Below are 17,112 nucleotides of genomic sequence, written 5' to 3'. Positions count from 1 at the left end.
GACGGTGGACGGTATGAAGCCAGGAAAGGATCCCGCCGATCGCGGCCGCAATCGTAGGCGGGTCATCGATCCCGATCTTTGCCCGCCGCCGCCCTCGGCGGCACTGCACCGCGCTGAGCACCAGGCGGCCTTCCTGCGCCTTCTCGACTGGGTGACCGGTGCTGCGGAAGAACTCCTCGCTTTGGCGGTCCCGGTGGACTGCGTGTGCTGCGGATCGGAGGACCACAGCCTTTGCCCATCCTGCGCCGGCCGCCTCCGGCAGCTGACCAGGCAGCCCTTCCGCGCCGAAAGCGGGGCGCCGGCCCTGATGGACGTTGCGGGAACGGTCATGCTGCCGGTGGTGGCGGCAGGTGTGTACCGCGACGAACTGGCACAGGGGCTGTTGTCGTTCAAGCGGCATGGGCAGCACCAGCTTGCCAAAAGCCTTGGCCGCGCGCTGGCCTCGGCAGTCAGGGCAGCAGCACGTGGCGGCACCGGGTTCCTGTTGGTTCCGGTGCCCACCAGCACGTCCGCGTATGTCAACCGGGGTTTCAGTCCCGTCCACCTCTTGCTGAAGCAGGCGGCACGGCAATTGCCGGGGTTCGACGTCGCCGATGTCCTGCGTAAGGCCCCGGCATCCGGACGCCGCTTTCCGGACCGGTGCAAGGGGCTTGTCAGCCGGGAAGCGTTGGGGGGTCAAAAGGGGCTGGGTCGGGGAGCCCGGTCACAACGGGTCCGGGGGTCCATGCAGGTCAGATCCACTGTCCGGGAAAAGGTCGCAGGACGCCCCTGCATCCTCATCGACGACGTCCTGACCACCGGCGCCACCCTTGGCGAAGCGGCCCGGGCGCTGCACCTTGCCGGCGCCCAGGTGAGGGGCGCTGTCGTGCTGGCGGCGACACGCCCACCCGACGCGCCGGACCCGGAGGCGGTACCCGCGGTACGGCCAGTGAACCACCATGACTTAGAAAAAAATAAACCGGGAAAGGATGAATAACGGGTGGCTATGAACTAACGTCTGAGGTGGGTACCAAGAACAGAATGTACCTTTCGATGGCGGCTCGGAGAGGGGCTCGACTGTCAGGCAGCCCGGCCCATGGAAGTGCCGCCGTCGTGTCACCGAAGTCATTTGGAGGGCACCATGGAGTTTATGATCAGCGGACGAAATCTGACAGTTTCAGACCGGTTCCGCGAATACGCCGGGGAAAAGATCGCAAAGATCGAATCGTTGGGTGACAAGATCCAGCGGGTCGATACGAAAGTCTCCAAGGAGACCAATGCCCGGCAGACCGGCGACCAGTTGACCGTCGAGGTGACAGTCCTGGGCCGGGGCCCCGTAATTCGTGCCGAAGCGAGCGCCGCAGACAAATTTGCCGCCTTTGACCTCGCCTACAACAAACTGCTTGAACGGCTCCGGCGGGCAAAGGACCGTAAGAAGGTCCACCACGGCCGCCACACGCCCAAGGCTGTCCGTGAAGCAACAGCCACCCTTGAACCAGCCAGCGCGCACGAACCGCTGTACCTTGAAGCCAACCGCAGGAGCGAAACCGCGCAGGCACCGGAAGAAAAATCCCCTTACGATGTCGAGAATGACATCCCGGCCGGGAGTTCGCCGGTACTGATCCGGCGCAAGGTCTTTCCCGCTGCTTCAATGACCCTCGACGATGCCGTGGACAACATGGAGCTCGTCGGCCATGACTTCTATCTTTTCGTGGACAAGGCGACCAACACGCCGTCCGTCGTGTACCGCCGCCGCGGCTGGACCTACGGAGTCATCACTCTGGACCACGAATGCGAGCCAGGGGACACTGCCGTGGAGGAAAAGGTCCTGGCCTACCGCTCGGATGACGCCGCCGCTAACGCATAAGGTGGATTAAACCACCGCCAGAGAGGACTCAATTGTCAGCAACGCTGAGCCTTGACCAGGCCCGGCGGATCGCACTGGCAGCACAGGGACTCCATAAAGGACGGCCCACCGGCCCCGTGACAGCACGGACGGTGGGCCGTACTTTTGCCCGACTGCAGCTCGTCCAGATCGATTCCGTCAACGTCCTGGTCCGGAGTCATTTCCTGCCCTTCTATTCCAGGCTAGGCAATTACGACCGCGACATCCTGCAACGCATGTCAGCCAGCCACCCCCGCCGTATGCTGGAGTACTGGGCCCACGAAGCGAGCTATATCCGGCCGGAGCATTACCAGGACCTGATTCCATGGCAGAAGCGGTCCTGGGTGGGCGCCTCCCGGCTGGACCCCGTGATCCGCGCTGACGTCGCTGCCCGGATCCTGGCAGTCCTTGCCCGGTCCCGGCCCATGACCGCCTCGGAGCTGACAGCCCGGCTTGGCCACGTGGAGGAAAAACAGTCGGTTAACTGGGGCTGGAACTGGAATGCAGTTAAACGCGTGCTGGAAGACCTGTTTGAAGAAGGCCTGATATCGGCGGCCTCCAGGACCGGGCAATTCGAGCGCAGGTACACGCTGACATCGAAGGTCCTGCCGTCCCCGGCTCCTGAAGTCCGGGAAGTGGACCCAACGGCAGCACTCCAGCGGCTCACCGATTCTGCCGCGCTGGCGCACGGAATCGGAAGCATCCGCTGCTTCGCGGACTACTTCCGGACGCCGGTCAAAGCAACCGCCCAGGCCGTGGAGCACCTCGTGCAGCAAGGCAGGCTGGAACCTGTCACGGTCACTGGCTGGGGGCGGGACGTCTTCCGGCACGTGGAAGCGACACTGCCACGGCGTGCCACCGGCCGTGCCCTGTTGAGCCCCTTCGATTCCCTGGTTTTCGAGCGCCGACGCCTGTGGGAACTGTTCGGGTTCCATTACCGGATCGAGATCTACACGCCCGAGCCAAAACGGCGCTTCGGATACTACGTCCTGCCCTTCCTTCTCCGGGACCGCATCGTGGCACGGGTCGACCTGAAAGCGGACAGGGCTGGCGGCCGGCTGTTGGTGAGGTCCGCTTTTGCCGAGCCGGACGCGCCGGTGGACACCGCCGTCGAACTCGCTGCCGAGCTGAAGCTAATGGGCCAATGGCTTGGCCTGCCGGAGGTGGAAGTGGGGGAGGCAGGCGACCTCGCCGTGGTTCTGTCCCGGGAGCTGGCACGCCTGTAGGGAGTATCCGCTCTGAGGGAAAAGGGGCACCGGCTGCGTGTCTCTCCCGTAGACTGAACACGCCAGAATTCGGCGGCATCAGACTGGGAGCATCTTCACGTGGCATCACTTATCGAAAAAATTCTCCGCACGGGTGACAAGAAAACACTCCGGCAGCTGCGGAACTATGCCGATTCCATCAACGCCCTCGAAGACTCATTCAAGACCTTCACCGACGCCGAGCTGCGTGAGGAGACCGATCGTCTCCGCGAACGCCACCGGGACGGTGAGAAACTCGACGACCTGCTTCCGGAGGCCTTTGCCGCCGTGCGGGAAGCCTCCTCACGCACCCTGGGGATGCGCCACTTCGATGTCCAGCTGATGGGCGGCGCCGCCCTGCACCTGGGCAATATCGCTGAAATGAAGACCGGTGAAGGCAAGACCCTGGTGGCGACCGCTCCCGCCTACCTGAACGCCCTCACCGGCAAGGGCGTGCACGTGATCACCGTTAACGACTACCTCGCCGAATACCAGTCCGAGCTCATGGGCCGCGTGTACCGTTTCCTTGGTTTGACCAGCGGCGTTATCCTCGCCAACCAGGATCCGGCCGTACGCCGCCAGCAGTACGCGGCAGACATCACCTATGGAACCAATAACGAGTTTGGCTTCGACTACCTGCGCGACAACATGGCCTGGGACCGGAATGAACTCGTCCAGCGCGGGCACAACTTTGCCATCGTCGACGAAGTCGACTCCATCCTGATCGACGAGGCACGGACGCCGCTGATCATCTCCGGCCCGGCCCAGGGCGACACCAACCGCTGGTACAGCGAATTCGCAAAAGTTGTGCTCCGGCTGCAGCCTGAGAAGGACTACGAAGTCGACGAGAAGAAACGCACCGTCGGCGTCCTGGAGAGCGGGATCGAAAAGGTCGAGGACTACCTCGGCATCACCAACCTTTACGAATCCGCGAACACCCCGCTGATCGGATTCCTGAACAACGCCATCAAGGCCAAGGAACTGTTCAAGCGGGACAAGGACTACGTCATCCTGGATGGCGAAGTCCTCATTGTTGACGAGCACACCGGCCGCATCCTGGCCGGACGCCGCTACAACGAAGGCATGCACCAGGCGATCGAGGCCAAGGAAGGCGTCGAGATCAAGGCCGAGAACCAGACGCTGGCCACCGTGACGCTGCAGAACTACTTCCGCATGTACAGCAAGCTTTCGGGCATGACGGGTACCGCTGAAACCGAGGCAGCTGAGTTCATGAGCACCTACAAGCTGGGTGTTGTGGCCATTCCAACCAACCGCGACATGCAGCGGATCGACCAGTCGGACCTTGTGTTCAAGAACGAAGTTGTCAAGTTCGACGCCGTGGTTCGCGATATCGCCGAACGGCACGAAAAAGGCCAGCCCGTCCTGGTTGGCACCACCAGCGTGGAAAAGAGCGAGTACCTGTCCAAGCTCCTGGCCAAGGAGGGCATCCGGCACGAGGTCCTGAACGCCAAGAACCATGCACGCGAAGCTGCCATCGTCGCGCAGGCAGGGCGGAAGGGTGCCGTCACCGTGGCCACCAACATGGCCGGCCGTGGTACCGACATCATGCTCGGCGGCAACGCCGAATTCACTGCCGTCGCCGAGCTCGCCAAGCGGGGGCTGGACCCGGAGGAGAACTCGGAAGAGTACGAGGCCGCCTGGCCCGCTGCCCTCGAAGAAGCCAAGCAGTCCGTGAAGGATGAACACGAGGAAGTCCTGAACCTCGGGGGACTGTATGTCCTGGGCACCGAACGCCACGAGTCACGCCGCATCGACAACCAGCTCCGCGGCCGGTCCGGCCGACAGGGCGACCCCGGCGAATCGCGCTTCTACCTTTCGCTGACCGATGACCTGATGCGGCTCTTCAATTCCGGGGCCGCAGAGCGGTTGATGAACAGCTCCGTCCCGGACGACGTGGCGCTGGAATCCAAACTCGTCTCGCGGGCCATCGCTTCCGCCCAGGGCCAGGTGGAAGGCCGCAACGCCGAGCAGCGCAAGAATGTGTTGAAGTACGACGACGTCCTCAACCGCCAGCGTGAGGCCATCTACAGCGACCGCCGGCGCATCCTTGAGGGCGACGACCTGCACGAAAAGGTGCAGTTCTTCATCGAGGACACCATCACGGCACTCATCGACGCCGCAACCGCAGAAGGAAACGGCGACGACTGGGACTTCCACCAGCTGTGGACAAACCTCAAGACGCTCTACCCTGTCAGCGTTACCGCCGAAGACATCATCGAAGAGGCCGGCGGCAAGTCCAGGGTCACCGTGGAGATGCTGAAGGAGGAAATCCTTTCCGACGCCCGCCTGGTGTACCAGGCCCGGGAAGAGGTCATTGGTTCCGAAAGCATGCGCGAGCTTGAGCGCCGCGTGGTGCTCTCTGTCATCGGCCGGAAATGGCAGGAACACCTCTACGAGATGGACTACCTCAAGGAGGGCATCGGCCTGCGGGCCATGGCACAACGTGATCCGCTGGTGGAGTACCAGCGAGAAGGTTTCGCGATGTTCCAAAGCATGATGGAAGCCATCCGGGAGGAGAGTGTTGGCTTCCTCTTCAACCTTGAGGTGGAAGTGACCCCTGCCCAGGATGTGGTTGTGCAGGACGCTGCGGGGGGCCACACCGAGCACATGGACCCCCAGGTTCGCGCTGCCGGCCTGGAAGCTCCGGAGAAGCCTGCCCAACTGCAGTACACCGCTCCCTCTGAGAGCGGTGGAACGCAGACCCGGGTGGAAACCCGGTCCGGGGGCGGACGTTCCGGAAACCCTGCCAAGGCAGCAGCCCAGGATGCCGCGAAACGGCCGGCGAAGAAGAAAAAGCGTTAGCAACACCGGCAACACCGCCGGAAGCATTGGCGGCAGCAAGCAGGGCAGGGACGGAAGCGTCCCTGCCCTGCTTGCTGCCGCCTCGCTGTTGTACTCCGCCAATGCCCGTCCCCAAAAGAATCAGCCGATGACGAGTTCAACTATCCGCCATACCTGTTTGCTGCGCTCAAGCCGGACAGCAACGGCACGGGCGCGTACATCATCCACCACCACGGCGCTGGCCTCATAGATTCCGTCGGCCACCTCACATAACCGCACCGAGCGGACCGTCGAGTTCCGGTGCAGTCGGGCCAGCGCAGGGTTTCCAGTCCTCGTTATTTCGCGCCTGATCAGTGCCGCCCGGTGCTGCAGGGACGCCAGGCACCGGGGATCAAGGCGCCGGGCCAACTGGTGGACGGGCCGGATTCCGGCCAGGACTTCCATGGCGGCCTGGATCGTCCCCCTCGTGATCGCCCTGACTTCCGCCGCCTCATTGACCGGCTGGAGAGCTGCCTTCACCCCGGGAGGCTGGGCTCCGGGCGCCGGAGCAGGGCGCCTTTCCACCATGCCCCTCCCGCCGATTCCCCTGGTGGCGTCAAGGCCCTGGACGGTCCCTACAGATGTCGCTGCAGTCATTGTGTTCTCCTGGCTTCAAATCGTTTGATGGAGTGTGGCAGGCCTGCCGGTAAGGCCGCCGGCCGGAAATGGTGAAAGGCACCCGGGCCGAGTGGCCCTAGTTACGGCGCCGCAGGCGCCTGCAGTATTTGGCCGGGAAGCAGGACGTCAGGACTTCCGCCGATCAGGGCGCGGTTTGTTGCATACCACCGCGGCCATTCAAGGGCTACGTCCACGTCGGATGCCTCCGGTCCCAGATAGGTGGCCACGATGTCCCATAGCGTGTCGCCGGCGATTACGGTTACTGCGGTTCCCTCGCCACCCGAGTCTGGACCGGAGGTACTTCTGGTTCGCGGTCCCACCAGCAAACCGGGTTCCACCATCGGGGGAGCTGGCTGCCAGCCGGGGTGGAGTGTGGCGTCAGGGGGTTCACTGCGTGAACTGCGCGCCGTCGCAGGGTCTTCAAGCGCTCCTGGCGCGTCTTTCGCAACAACCGTTGGCGTTGGGACCTGCGTCCCGCCGGCGCCAAGAGTCCTGCCTCGCCCCTCAGCAGTGCCCAGGGCCGCAGGGTCCGATGGAACTGACGCCGCGTATGCCTGGGTCGGCGTCCACTCAGGCCCAGGTGCGGCCGGCGCGGCATTCGCCGCGGCTCCTGCCACAAGTTGCAGCGACAGGGCGGCAACCACCGCCCGCCGCATAAAGGCGGGAGACAGCCTGCGCGCGGCAGCCGCCGCACGCCGTCGTCCGAGGTGTTCCAGCAGAACCGACGCAGCTGCGGCCAGGATCGAGAAGGCCCACCACAGCAGAAGGCCCAGGCCGGCCGCCGCCGCGGCCGCCCCCAGAAGAACGCCGACGGGTGCTTCCTGGTTACGGGCCGCTGAGTTCTGCCACTGTCCAAGCAGGCCAACCCCCAGGAAGCAAAGCAGAATGCCCAACGCCGGAAGGGCCAGAGCCATGACGGCATCGGACCACCGCGCCGCTTCGGAACGTGCCATTACTACTCCTTTGATGCCGTTTGATGCTGTTTGATACCACTTGACCAAGTTTGCGACGAGGCCGCGGTATTTGTCCATACGTTGGAGAGGAAAAGGCGAAGCCGTTGACTGACCGGGCAGGGCACCCTACGCTGTCGGGATGCGCTGGGATGCTCTCTTCAACGACATGGAAAGCCAGTTCGCGGAGGCCGACCGTCTGGCGCTTGACAGCGAGATCAACGAGCGGACCCGGGCTGAGATGGTCAGCGTTCCGCTCGAGCACCGGTTGCGTGCGGCCGTCGGGTGCCGCATCGGCGTTTACCTGCTTTGTGGAGAATCAGCGCGCGGGGAACTCAGGCATGCCGGAGCGGACGCGCTGGTCCTCGACGAAGATCAGCACCAAGTGCTCGTCCCCTATGCTGCTGCGGCGCGGTACGTCGGGCTCGGCAGGCACGCGTTGCCGGAAAACTCACCGGTCCGCCGCTCAATTGGGCTTGCCCACGCCCTCCGTGGCCTTGCCCGCGACCGTGCGGAACTGTCCGTGACCATTTCAGGGGGAGGCGGCGCACTGCGGCTGGCCGGCGTTATCGACCGGGTCGGCAGGGACTATATCGACCTGGCCTCGGTCACTCCAGGAGAGGTGCGGAGGAGCCGGAGTGTCCGTGAAGTGTCAGCAATCCCCTTCACTGTCCTGGCCATGATCAGGTCGCCCAAGGCCGGCTGACTCCGGCTGTGGACCTGTGAAGGGGGTGAGGCGTCAAACGGACTTGGAGCGTGACTCCTGAATCATGCGGCTGGCCTCGGCGTAGCGTTCCTCGATGTATTGCTCCAGCATCTTCTCTTCCACCCGCCATTGCCCGCGGTTATCTTGACTCTTCTCACGTGTAGGAATTGTTTGTATAGGGCATTCTGCGGTCGGTACCTAACACTTTTTAGGTTGGGTGTGAGGCTAGCTTGTAAACGCTTCGGCTCGGTCACCACAAACGTAACGCCGGCAAGCCGACATCGCTTCACGGAGCGCAGGGCCCACCCGGTTCACCCCCGTCAGTCCGTGATTGAAATAGATCTGGGGCTTCTCAACACCCAGGGCAAAGAGGGCATTGTGTTGGGCGGTAAGGTCCTTGCCGTTCGCCAAGACCCGGGCATAACCGATCTTCATTCCAGTCAAACAAACATGGTTGCAGTAATCCCCCCGTCACCGTGCATTTCATCGTTCGGGTCTTACGTACATAGCCTGGGCTCGCAACCGCACGGAACGTAGCCTTCGGCTTCCGCGGCACGGGGATCGACCGGCTTGCGGGCAGCCACAATATGATCAATTGGTGACCGCTCGAATCCGCTTCGCGACATCGGCTGACTACCCGGCAGTGGAGACGATCGAGAATGCTGCCGATCGGCTTCTCATTGATTGGCTGCTTCCTGATCGATGGCCGCCCGCCCCATCTGGGGGTTCAAGAGCGTCAGAGCCCGGATACGTCCTAGTCACCGAAGCCACAGACACAGGCGCTGTCGTGGGTTTCGTGCACGTTATCGAGTCAGGGAAGATTGCTCACCTTGAGCAACTTTCGGTCTTACCCGAATATGGTCGTCGCGGATACGGCCGCCTGCTGATCAATGCCGCGAAGGAAGAAGCCCGCGAACGTGGGCATAGCCGGCTGACCCTGCGTACTTATGCCGATGTCCCTTGGAACGCGCCTTTCTACTCGCGGGCAGGTTTTGTGGAGGAGGACCCTTCGACTGACTTCCACCGGAAACTGGTGCGTCTTGAAGACAGCCTTGATCTCGCCAGGTACGGTCGCCGCGTACAGATGGTCGCTGTGCTGAAGTAGTTCCCTTCTATCCGTATAGCGCCGTAGCCGATCGAGGCGTCAGCCGTTCCACCGGTCAGGATAACGTCAGAACTATGCGCGAACCGTTGATAGTGGCCCTCAGCCTGTTCTTTGTTGTCGGATGCATAGCGACCTTCCTATGGATCCGTACGTTGGAGCGCAGGACAAGCCACCTCGGATGGTCGGATCCACGTCAGGGGTTCGGTAAGCGACGCAAGATTCAGTTTGCCCTGTGCGTGGCAGCGGCGGCGGCCATCTATTTGCTTGCCGTCTACGGGCCCTTGCGGTTCCCGGGGACCGCAGGAGTTAGCGGAGCTGGGCTGGTACTCCTTCTCGTGTCTACGGTTTGGTTCATATTCCGCAGAGACATAGCGCAGTATCAGTACCAGACCGTCATGACAATGTTCAACCGCAACCGACCCGAGCAGGATGAAGAGCAACGACAAGTCAAAGCCATGGAATCCCTTGGAATTGGTTTCAGCATTCTCCTCTTCTGCACCGGGATCCTGTTGATCACCCTAAGCATCGCGTTTTCTTGACGCTGACCCCCCACCTGCCCGCCGAAGGATCGGTCTGTCAATGGCCATTAGTTTCTGCCCACGGACGGCCAGTTGATGTGCCCGCTGGTGGCCAGTAAAACTGCCCGGTGATGGCCAATAGATCTGCCCACTGCTTGGTTCGGCGGGGTTGGCCATCGTCGGGTCTTGTTAGTTCAGTTGGGTGACTCCTTTTCCGGCGAGGGCCTGGGTGAGGCGGATGGAATCACCGTTGGTTTGGCAGACGTGAGCGTGGTGTAGGAGCCGGTCAACGGTGGCCGTGGCGAGGGTTTTGGGCATGAGCTCGTCGAAGCCTGCCGGGTGAAGGTTCGAGCTGATCGCGACGGAGCGCTTTTCGTAGGCGGCGTCGACTACCCGGTAAAGTCCTTCAGCGGCGTCTGTGGCCACCGGGAGCAGGCCGATGTCATCGATCACCACGAGTTCCGCGCGGAGGATTCTGGTCACGGCGCGGGTGACGCTGTCGTCGGTGCGGTGGGCGCGGATGAGGGCGCCGAGGTCTTCGAGTCTGAACCAGGCCACGCGCATGCCGGCTTCGACGGCTTGCTGGCCGAGGGCTTCGAGGAAGAACGTTTTCCCGGTGCCGGAGGGTCCGCAGACGACGAGGTTTTCCCTGCGGGTGATCCATTCCAGGGTGCGCAGGGCTTGCTGGGTTGGGCTAGGGATGGACGAGACGGCGGGGTCCCAGGCGTCGAAGGTTTTCCCGGTCGGGAAGCCTGCTGCTTTGCGCCGGGTGGCGAGCATGGACCGGGCCCGGCCGGCGGCTTCTTCGGCGAAGAGTGCCTTGATGATCTCGGCCGGCTCCCAGCGTTGGGCGCGGGCGGTCGCGATCAGTTCCGGTGCGAGGGCACGGGCGTGGGGCATCTTCAGTTGCCGCATCAGCGCTTCGAGCTCGGACGGGAGGGCCGGGGCGGTGGTGCTTACGGGGCTCATCGGTTCTGCTCCTTGGCGGTGCTGAAGGGCGCTGCGCCCAGGCCTGCCCACGCGCCGGTGCCTTGGGTCAGGGAGCGGGTCTCGTCCGCGGCGTGGGTGGTGGTGCGTCTGACGTTCGCGTTCAGGATCGAGGCCAGGTCGCCGTGGGCGAAGCGGCCATGGAGTGCCGCGTCGCCCAGGGCCCGGTCCACTTGCTTGGTCCCGGCGATTTTGGCCAGGGTCACGGCCTCGGCCATTTTCAGGTTCATCCTCCCCGTCCCGGCCGCGGCGGCTTCGACCAACCACGTCGCCGCGCCGGCGCCGATGGCCAGGAATTCGGCTTCGTCGGCGGTGCGGGCTCTGGGTGTGTAATCGCCCGGGACCCGGGTTCTGATCCCGGGGAAGTGCTCATCGTTGATGGCAGGGCTGCCGGGCCTTGCCCGTTCGTGCCGGGCGACCTCAACCGGACCACCGGGGCCGTGATGGACGATGATGACCTGCTCGCCCGGGCCGCTGCCGTGGACGCGGACGAACACCCTGGCCCCGAGCAAGTGCGCCGGGACGGAATACTGCGCGTTCTCGAACGTCACCATCGGGGTGTTCTCCGGGACCGTGCGGGCGAGCCCAAACGCGACCGTGTGAGCAGTCTCCGGGACCCGATGCAACCCGGGCGCCTCCTCTGCCAGCACCGCAGCGGGTTTACGCCGCGTGGCACGGTGCTCCCGGTTATTCACCTCGTCCATGAAGACCTCACACGCCTTCTCCAACTCCGCGAACGTGGAGTACTCGGCCCGCAGATTCGTATCGGTCGGCACCAGATCGGCCTTGGCCAGCTTCACCGACGCCTCGACCCCACCCTTCGTGGCCGGATCGGCCGGCTGGCAGGTCAGCACGGTCACCCCGTAATGCCGGGCGAAGTCCAGGGTTTGCTGGTTCCGCACCGGCACCCCGGCCACGTGCGCGGTGGTCACCGTCTTCTCGTTATCCGTCAGGACATAGGTCGGCGCCCCACCCAGGATCCGGAAACAGCGGTCAAGCGCTGCGAAAACGCTCGGCGCGGTCCGGTCCCGCAGCGGGATCACGATCCGGAACCTCGAGAACGCGAGCCAGGCAACGAACAGGATGGTCTTCACCCCGCCGATCCGCGGCCCGTCACCGAAGTCGTACTGCAGCCACATCCCCGGCTCCGCGATCCAAGGCCGGTGCACGCGCACATGGCCCAACCGCCAGGCCGCTTTCACCTGCGCGATCGCCCGGCGGGTAGACCGCTCCGACCCCACATAACCCAGAGCGAGCAGCTTCTCGTGGGCTTTATCCGCGCGGATCCGGCCCTTGGACGTCTCGACCCATTCCTCGATCTTGGGCAAGAACGTGTCCGTGACACGATGGCGGGGCGCCGGTTCAGCGATCGGCCGGCCCGCGTCCCGCGCCGCAACATGCCTGGCAACAGTGTGATGGGAACAGCCCGTCAGCTCCGCGGTTGCACGCAACGATCCGGTCAGATCGTAGGCAGCAAGAATTTCCATGATTTCTCCGTCAGACTTCATACAGGGCCTCTTCCTGGGCGACATTCGATGCGACTAGACACCGTCATCAAATCCCGGGGAGAGGCCCCCGCCGCTTAAGACGCGGCAGGACAAGTAAGGAAGTGGGCAGATCTCATGGCCACCGATGGGCAGTTCTACTGGCCGTCAGTGGGCACTTTCGTGGCCGCCTACGGGCAGTTTTTCATGGCCACTAACATCGGTCACCGTGCACGGCTAGCTTCTACCTACCGGAGGATGTCGACCACTCGTAGAGTGGCCTCGAACGGAGGAAGAACAATGGCGAAACGAAAATGGCACGACAACTGGGTGCTCTACCTGATTCCGCCGTCTCTTTTCGCCATGTTCTTGGTTTGGATTATGAGGGACGTGTGGCACTGGTTCTGACGCCGCGCAGAACGTGGACGACCGTAACCAAAGGTTGGGCATCGCCCGGCGTTTTTCCCCTGCTCTAGGGATCCATTCCTCCCTGATTCGGCCATCTATCCAACACCGGACGCGCCGTGAGGAAAACGTCACTAGCCCTAGTATTGTGGCGCTCTCTCTCACGGCATACTCTTTGAGCCTGATCGGGAATTGGGGTGCGGTCTAATGGCCGGAAAAATCAGACTCTCGCTATTGGCCGTTACGCTATTGGCCGTCCTGGTTGCGTGCGCAGGTCCTGCCACTCCCATTACCGAAGCCTCCTCGGAGTCGCCGGCCCCCACCGCCGCTTCCGGCATGCCAACCATGCTTTACACCCATTGCGGAATCAAGGAATTGCGCGTCGACGACACATTCTTCCTCGCCGAAACACCACTGGACGACGGCCAGGGCAATCCCCCTCCGGGTTGGGGAAACCCTTATCAGGCTGGCACTGTGACCGTGTCCGGCTCAAAAGCTGTATTTCGGGATGACAATGGCCACGTCATCACTTTCCTTGCTCGTCCGGGTGCCACAGGTTTTCTCAATATCTGTTCCTAGAAGCCGATGGGGCTGCACGGTAATGGATCCCTTTACAGTGCAGACGCCGGCATTGCCCAGGCACATTCGGAGACGAAGCTTCGTCCGCTTGGGTGTCGTGTCATCGTCTTGGAGAAGGTGACGGATAGGAGGACTATGCAGCCTATGTCCGGGAATCCGTAGCGACGCCACTGGGCCTCTGCACCGAGCCCAGCAACGTCAAAGCAGCCGGACAATCCTGCCCCGTCCGCAACAAATGCGGCGGATGCCAGTACTACCGGGCCAACCTCTCCCATCTACCCCAGATCGACGCCCACATCGTCGCCCTCACCGCAGACCTGGCAGCGGCCGGTGACATCGCCGAACCATGGATCCACCAGTCACTTACAGCAGAGGTCAGCTCCTACAAACGAATGCGCACCGCGCTGCTGAAGGAAAAATCCAGGCTGCCCCCCGAGGACAAGGCCGCCATTGATGACGCCGTCACGCTCCTGCAGCAAATCCCTCCCGCAGCGCCACGCCTTGAAACCACCGGAGAACGCCGCATGCTGCCACTGACACCCGTCCGAACCACAAACCGAATATGAGCGAAAAACGGCAGGCACCCATCGCCGCGCTAATTGGGGCCAAGAAAAAGGAAAGCAAAACCAAACAAGCCCTCGTCCGGAGAGCAATCACCCGGCTCATCAACGGCTCCGAGCTGCTAACCGTCTCCTCAGTTGCCCGGGCAGCGGGGGTCAGCCGCTGGCTGATCTATAACACCCCGGAACTGAAAACCGCGGTCACCCGCGCAGCGGCGCAGCAGCGCGCGACCTGGGCACAGGGCCATGAACAGACAGGAATGACACCCAAAGGCGCCGTGACCGAACTCCTGCGGCTCCAGGAACGACTCGCCACCGTCACCCGGCAACGCGATCACTACAAACGCGCAGTGAACACCAACCTCGCCGAAGCCCTGGCCGGAAGAACTCCGGAACAGATGGCCAGCTACATCAGCGAACTGGAAACCCAACTCAGCACAGAACGGAAGAGCACTGAGCAGGCACGCAGCGCCATCTCACTACTCGAAGCCCAAGTCGAAGACCTAAACGACCAGCTGCGCGCCGCGCAGTCCATCAACAGGACCATGATGAAACAACGTAACGAGGCAGTGCCCATCACGAAGCTTGAGGCCCGAATACCCGAAAGGGGCTAGACACCGTCCGGCACGGGCCGGCCGTCAGCAGACTGCGCACGGACATACTCGGCGGTCTTCTCATAACCCCGGGAAATGTATTCCTCTAAAAGGCGCGACTCAACCCGCCACTGCCCCCGGCCCCCAACCTGAATCGCAGGCAATTCGCCTGAGCGGACCAGGGCATACGCCTGGGCTGAGGAGATATTCAGAATCTCCGAAACATCAGCCAACGCTAAAAACCGCTTCTCAGCCACAGCACATCACGCCCCAAAGACTACCCAACCGGGCCCTACGATCCTCACGAACCGCACAGAAATCAATCACCGAATCAGGCCCCTTGGCCATGAGTTCCGTGCAGAAATCGCATCGACCCCCATGACTGAGCAAGATAACCCCGGCCGCCGACCTGGATGGCCTTCAATTCGCCGCTGCGGACCAAGGCGTATGCGGCAGGGGAGTTGATCTGGAGTTGCTCTGCGACATCTGCAAGCGTGAGGAACCTTGGCATGCATCCATTTTGCCATCAACTGGCATCTTATGTGCCTGTTATCCACAGTTTGGCGGTATTTGGATAATTGACTTTTGTTCGCGTGGCCTTGCGGTAACAATGAGGAGTCCGGCCAGAGCGGGCAGGTCCGGTGTACCTAGGGGGAGAACGGTATGGTTCCTGATTCAAGCACCACTGCACCACGGCTGAAGCGCCCTTCGTGGAAGGACCCGCGGCTGCTGGTGGGCATTCTCCTGGTCCTGGCATCCATCGCGGGGGTCATCTTCCTGGTGGGCAGCGCAGACCGAACCACCGAGGTTTACGCCGCGCGGGAGGGCATTGCTGTTGGCGAGCGCCTGACGCCGGAGAATGTGGTGCGCGCCAAGGTCCGGCTGGGCGACACGGAACAGCACTACATCACAGTGGAGGCCGGCCTGCCCCAGGATGTCGTCGCCATGCAGAGGATTGGAAAGGACCAGCTTGTTCCCCGGGCGAGCCTTGGTGCGGTGGACCAGCTGAACCGAAAGCCCGTTGCCCTCAATGTCGAGCAGACTTTGCCCTCGCAGGCAGTCGCCGGCGCCCGCGTAGACGTCTGGGTGGCCCAGCCCGACGCGAAAAACGGGTTCACCGAGCCCAAGCTCATCCTTCCCGGAGCGGAAATTGCAGAGGTCGCCAACGGGTCCACCGCGCTTGGGTCGGCGAAAACCACCGTGCTCATGGTCCTGGTCGAGGACAAGCAGATGCCTGCCTTGCTGGGCGCCCAGGCAAATGAGGCAAAGATATCCGTCGTCTGGAACCCGGGCGGCGCCCGATGAACATTCCCGTCGTCACCGTCGGCCAAAGCCGTGAGGACCTGGTTGGGGGTCTCGAAAGACTGCACGGTCCGGTCACGGTGGTACGCCGGTGCGCGGAACTTCCCGAACTGCTGTCGGCCTGCCAGAGCGGACTGGCCCGGGCGGCCGTGATCGCCGATGGGTCTGAAGGGTTAACGGCTTCCCTGGTCGACCGCCTTGGGGCAGTTGGCGTCGCGATCATCGCGCTGACCGACAACGCGGAGGAGGCCGCGAGGCTCCGCAAAATTGGCGTCGCCTCGGCGTTGACGCGGGTTGAGTCGGCGGAGCTTTCCGACAAGATTGCCGACGCCGTCGCGCAACTTACAGGTGCGGTCCGTCCGGTCAGCCTCAGCACGGCCGCTGATACCGGAGCTGCGCTGGCAACCGATCCTGTGGGGCCGGAGCAGGAGGCGGAAGGGCGCGGAACCGGAAGGCTCATCGTCGTCTGGGGGCCAGCGGGGTCCCCCGGAAGGACCACGGTGGCAGTGAACATCGCGGGCGAGATGGCGGCCGATGGCCAGGACGTCCTCCTGGTCGACGCCGACACATACGGCGCCAGCGTGGCCGCAGTACTCGGGCTCCTGGACGAATCGGCCGGGCTGGCCCAGGCGTGCAGGCTCGCCGATCACGGGCAGCTGGACGCGGATGCACTCCGAAAGGTCGCCGCCACCGTCGCTACGGCATCAGGGCAGTTCCGGGTGTTGACGGGCATCACCCGGGCGGATCGATGGACAGAAATCCGTGCCACGGCCCTGGCGCTGGTCCTTGAGCGGGCCCGGGAAATCGCCGATGTGGTGGTGGTCGATACCGGCTTCTGCCTGGAAGCCGACGAGGAACTGAGTTTCGATACCATGGCGCCGCGCCGCAACGCGGCCACACTGCGCCCGCTGGAGCTGGCTGACACCGTCTATGCCATCGGCGCCGCTGATCCCGTGGGCGTACCCCGGATGGTGCGTGCGCTTGCCGAGCTTGGAGACGCAGTTCCGCAGGCGTCACCCACCGTCCTGATGAATAAAGTGCGTTCCTCCTCCGTCGGGAGGGATCCGGAGCGCCAATTGCGCGATGCGTGGGACAGGTACGCGCCGGCCTCGGAACTGACGGCATTCCTGCCCCATGATCCCCGCGCCGCCGACGCCGCCCTCCTGTCAGGATCCCTGCTGCTGGAGGCTGCCCCGGATTCGGACCTGCGCCGGGCAATCCGCGACCTCGTTTGTGCACCAGACCAGCGAAAGCGCAGATCCTCTGTAATTTCTTCCACACCATGGCGAAGGGCGAAGGACTAGGCTCGCCATAAGAGCTGCAAAGGTGCGGCGAATATCTCTGATGGAGGCGTTG

16 protein-coding genes and 2 pseudogenes are annotated in these 17,112 nt (G+C 63.2%); 11 read left to right on the top strand and 7 right to left on the bottom strand.

Going from position 1 to position 17,112, the window contains the following annotated elements; genetic code table 11:
• Positions 1 to 13 precede the first annotated feature (13 nt).
• From LFT44_RS13240 to secA, 4 genes are all read left to right on the top strand, one after another.
• Positions 14 to 976 (top strand): ComF family protein, encoded by a 963-nt coding sequence (locus LFT44_RS13240; RefSeq protein WP_236802894.1) that lies wholly within the window; start codon positions 14 to 16, stop codon positions 974 to 976.
• Positions 977 to 1,120: 144 nt separating this feature from the next.
• Positions 1,121 to 1,846 carry a ribosome hibernation-promoting factor, HPF/YfiA family gene (gene hpf, locus LFT44_RS13235; protein WP_236798917.1) on the top strand — a complete coding sequence of 242 codons (726 nt, stop codon included), beginning with the start codon at positions 1,121 to 1,123 and terminating at the stop codon, positions 1,844 to 1,846.
• A 32-nt stretch (positions 1,847 to 1,878) separates the two neighbouring features.
• Complete coding sequence (locus LFT44_RS13230) at positions 1,879 to 3,090, top strand: winged helix-turn-helix domain-containing protein (RefSeq protein WP_236798916.1); 1,212 nt, start codon at positions 1,879 to 1,881, stop codon at positions 3,088 to 3,090.
• A 99-nt stretch (positions 3,091 to 3,189) separates the two neighbouring features.
• Positions 3,190 to 5,931, top strand: coding sequence for a preprotein translocase subunit SecA (gene secA, locus LFT44_RS13225; RefSeq protein WP_236798915.1), 2,742 nt, complete (start codon positions 3,190 to 3,192; stop codon positions 5,929 to 5,931).
• Between the two features lie 120 nt (positions 5,932 to 6,051).
• Here the strand turns inward: secA and LFT44_RS13220 are convergent, their stop codons facing one another.
• The gene (locus LFT44_RS13220; RefSeq protein WP_236798914.1) at positions 6,052 to 6,546 is read right to left on the bottom strand and encodes an Rv3235 family protein; all 495 of its coding nucleotides are present in this window, start codon (positions 6,544 to 6,546) and stop codon (positions 6,052 to 6,054) included.
• A gap of 101 nt (positions 6,547 to 6,647) precedes the next feature.
• On the bottom strand, positions 6,648 to 7,520 hold the full coding sequence (locus LFT44_RS13215) for a LysM peptidoglycan-binding domain-containing protein (protein ID WP_236798913.1): 873 nt from the start codon (positions 7,518 to 7,520) through the stop codon (positions 6,648 to 6,650).
• 139 nt (positions 7,521 to 7,659) lie between these two features.
• On the opposite strand from LFT44_RS13215, the gene LFT44_RS13210 reads away from it, so the two are divergent.
• Positions 7,660 to 8,223 (top strand): hypothetical protein, encoded by a 564-nt coding sequence (locus tag LFT44_RS13210; protein ID WP_236798912.1) that lies wholly within the window; start codon positions 7,660 to 7,662, stop codon positions 8,221 to 8,223.
• A gap of 33 nt (positions 8,224 to 8,256) precedes the next feature.
• Here LFT44_RS13210 and LFT44_RS13205 read toward each other — a convergent pair.
• Positions 8,257 to 8,361: pseudogene (locus tag LFT44_RS13205) on the bottom strand (helix-turn-helix domain-containing protein); the annotation flags it as partial.
• 460 nt (positions 8,362 to 8,821) lie between these two features.
• On the opposite strand from LFT44_RS13205, the gene LFT44_RS13200 reads away from it, so the two are divergent.
• The gene (locus LFT44_RS13200; RefSeq protein ID WP_236798911.1) at positions 8,822 to 9,328 is read left to right on the top strand and encodes a GNAT family N-acetyltransferase; all 507 of its coding nucleotides are present in this window, start codon (positions 8,822 to 8,824) and stop codon (positions 9,326 to 9,328) included.
• Positions 9,329 to 9,402: 74 nt separating this feature from the next.
• Positions 9,403 to 9,867: a hypothetical protein gene (locus tag LFT44_RS13195; protein ID WP_236798910.1), complete on the top strand. Its 465-nt coding sequence runs from the start codon at positions 9,403 to 9,405 to the stop codon at positions 9,865 to 9,867.
• Between the two features lie 168 nt (positions 9,868 to 10,035).
• Here LFT44_RS13195 and istB read toward each other — a convergent pair whose 3' ends face one another.
• Positions 10,036 to 10,815 carry an IS21-like element helper ATPase IstB gene (gene istB / locus LFT44_RS13190; protein WP_109864394.1) on the bottom strand — a complete coding sequence of 260 codons (780 nt, stop codon included), beginning with the start codon at positions 10,813 to 10,815 and terminating at the stop codon, positions 10,036 to 10,038.
• Positions 10,812 to 12,341, bottom strand: a complete 1,530-nt coding sequence (gene istA, locus LFT44_RS13185) for an IS21 family transposase (RefSeq protein WP_236798909.1) — start codon at positions 12,339 to 12,341, stop codon at positions 10,812 to 10,814. Before istA ends, istB begins: the two co-directional genes overlap by 4 nt.
• A gap of 588 nt (positions 12,342 to 12,929) precedes the next feature.
• Between istA and LFT44_RS13180 the strand changes: the two genes are divergently transcribed.
• The gene (locus LFT44_RS13180) at positions 12,930 to 13,301 is read left to right on the top strand and encodes a hypothetical protein (protein WP_236798908.1); all 372 of its coding nucleotides are present in this window, start codon (positions 12,930 to 12,932) and stop codon (positions 13,299 to 13,301) included.
• A gap of 562 nt (positions 13,302 to 13,863) precedes the next feature.
• Positions 13,864 to 14,475, top strand: a complete 612-nt coding sequence (locus LFT44_RS13175) for a DUF6262 family protein (RefSeq protein WP_236798907.1) — start codon at positions 13,864 to 13,866, stop codon at positions 14,473 to 14,475.
• Here LFT44_RS13175 and LFT44_RS13170 read toward each other — a convergent pair.
• Positions 14,472 to 14,711, bottom strand: a complete 240-nt coding sequence (locus LFT44_RS13170) for a helix-turn-helix domain-containing protein (protein WP_236798906.1) — start codon at positions 14,709 to 14,711, stop codon at positions 14,472 to 14,474. The two genes, LFT44_RS13175 and LFT44_RS13170, sit on opposite strands and share 4 nt — an antisense overlap.
• Before the next feature lie 137 nt (positions 14,712 to 14,848).
• Positions 14,849 to 14,965 (bottom strand): annotated as a pseudogene (locus LFT44_RS13165) (helix-turn-helix domain-containing protein); the annotation flags it as partial.
• A gap of 152 nt (positions 14,966 to 15,117) precedes the next feature.
• Between LFT44_RS13165 and LFT44_RS13160 the strand changes: the two are divergent.
• Both LFT44_RS13160 and LFT44_RS13155 read left to right on the top strand, forming a co-directional pair.
• The gene (locus LFT44_RS13160) at positions 15,118 to 15,759 is read left to right on the top strand and encodes a hypothetical protein (protein ID WP_236798905.1); all 642 of its coding nucleotides are present in this window, start codon (positions 15,118 to 15,120) and stop codon (positions 15,757 to 15,759) included.
• Positions 15,756 to 17,060: an AAA family ATPase gene (locus LFT44_RS13155; protein WP_236798904.1), complete on the top strand. Its 1,305-nt coding sequence runs from the start codon at positions 15,756 to 15,758 to the stop codon at positions 17,058 to 17,060. Before LFT44_RS13160 ends, LFT44_RS13155 begins: the two co-directional genes overlap by 4 nt.
• The last annotated feature ends 52 nt before the right edge of the window (positions 17,061 to 17,112 follow it).

It is taken from the genome of Arthrobacter sp. FW306-05-C, assembly GCF_021801725.1.
In the GTDB taxonomy this organism is placed as follows: Bacteria; Actinomycetota; Actinomycetes; order Actinomycetales; family Micrococcaceae; genus Arthrobacter.
Note: the sequence above shows the minus strand (reverse complement) of the source record. Positions and strands in the feature narration are given on the sequence as shown.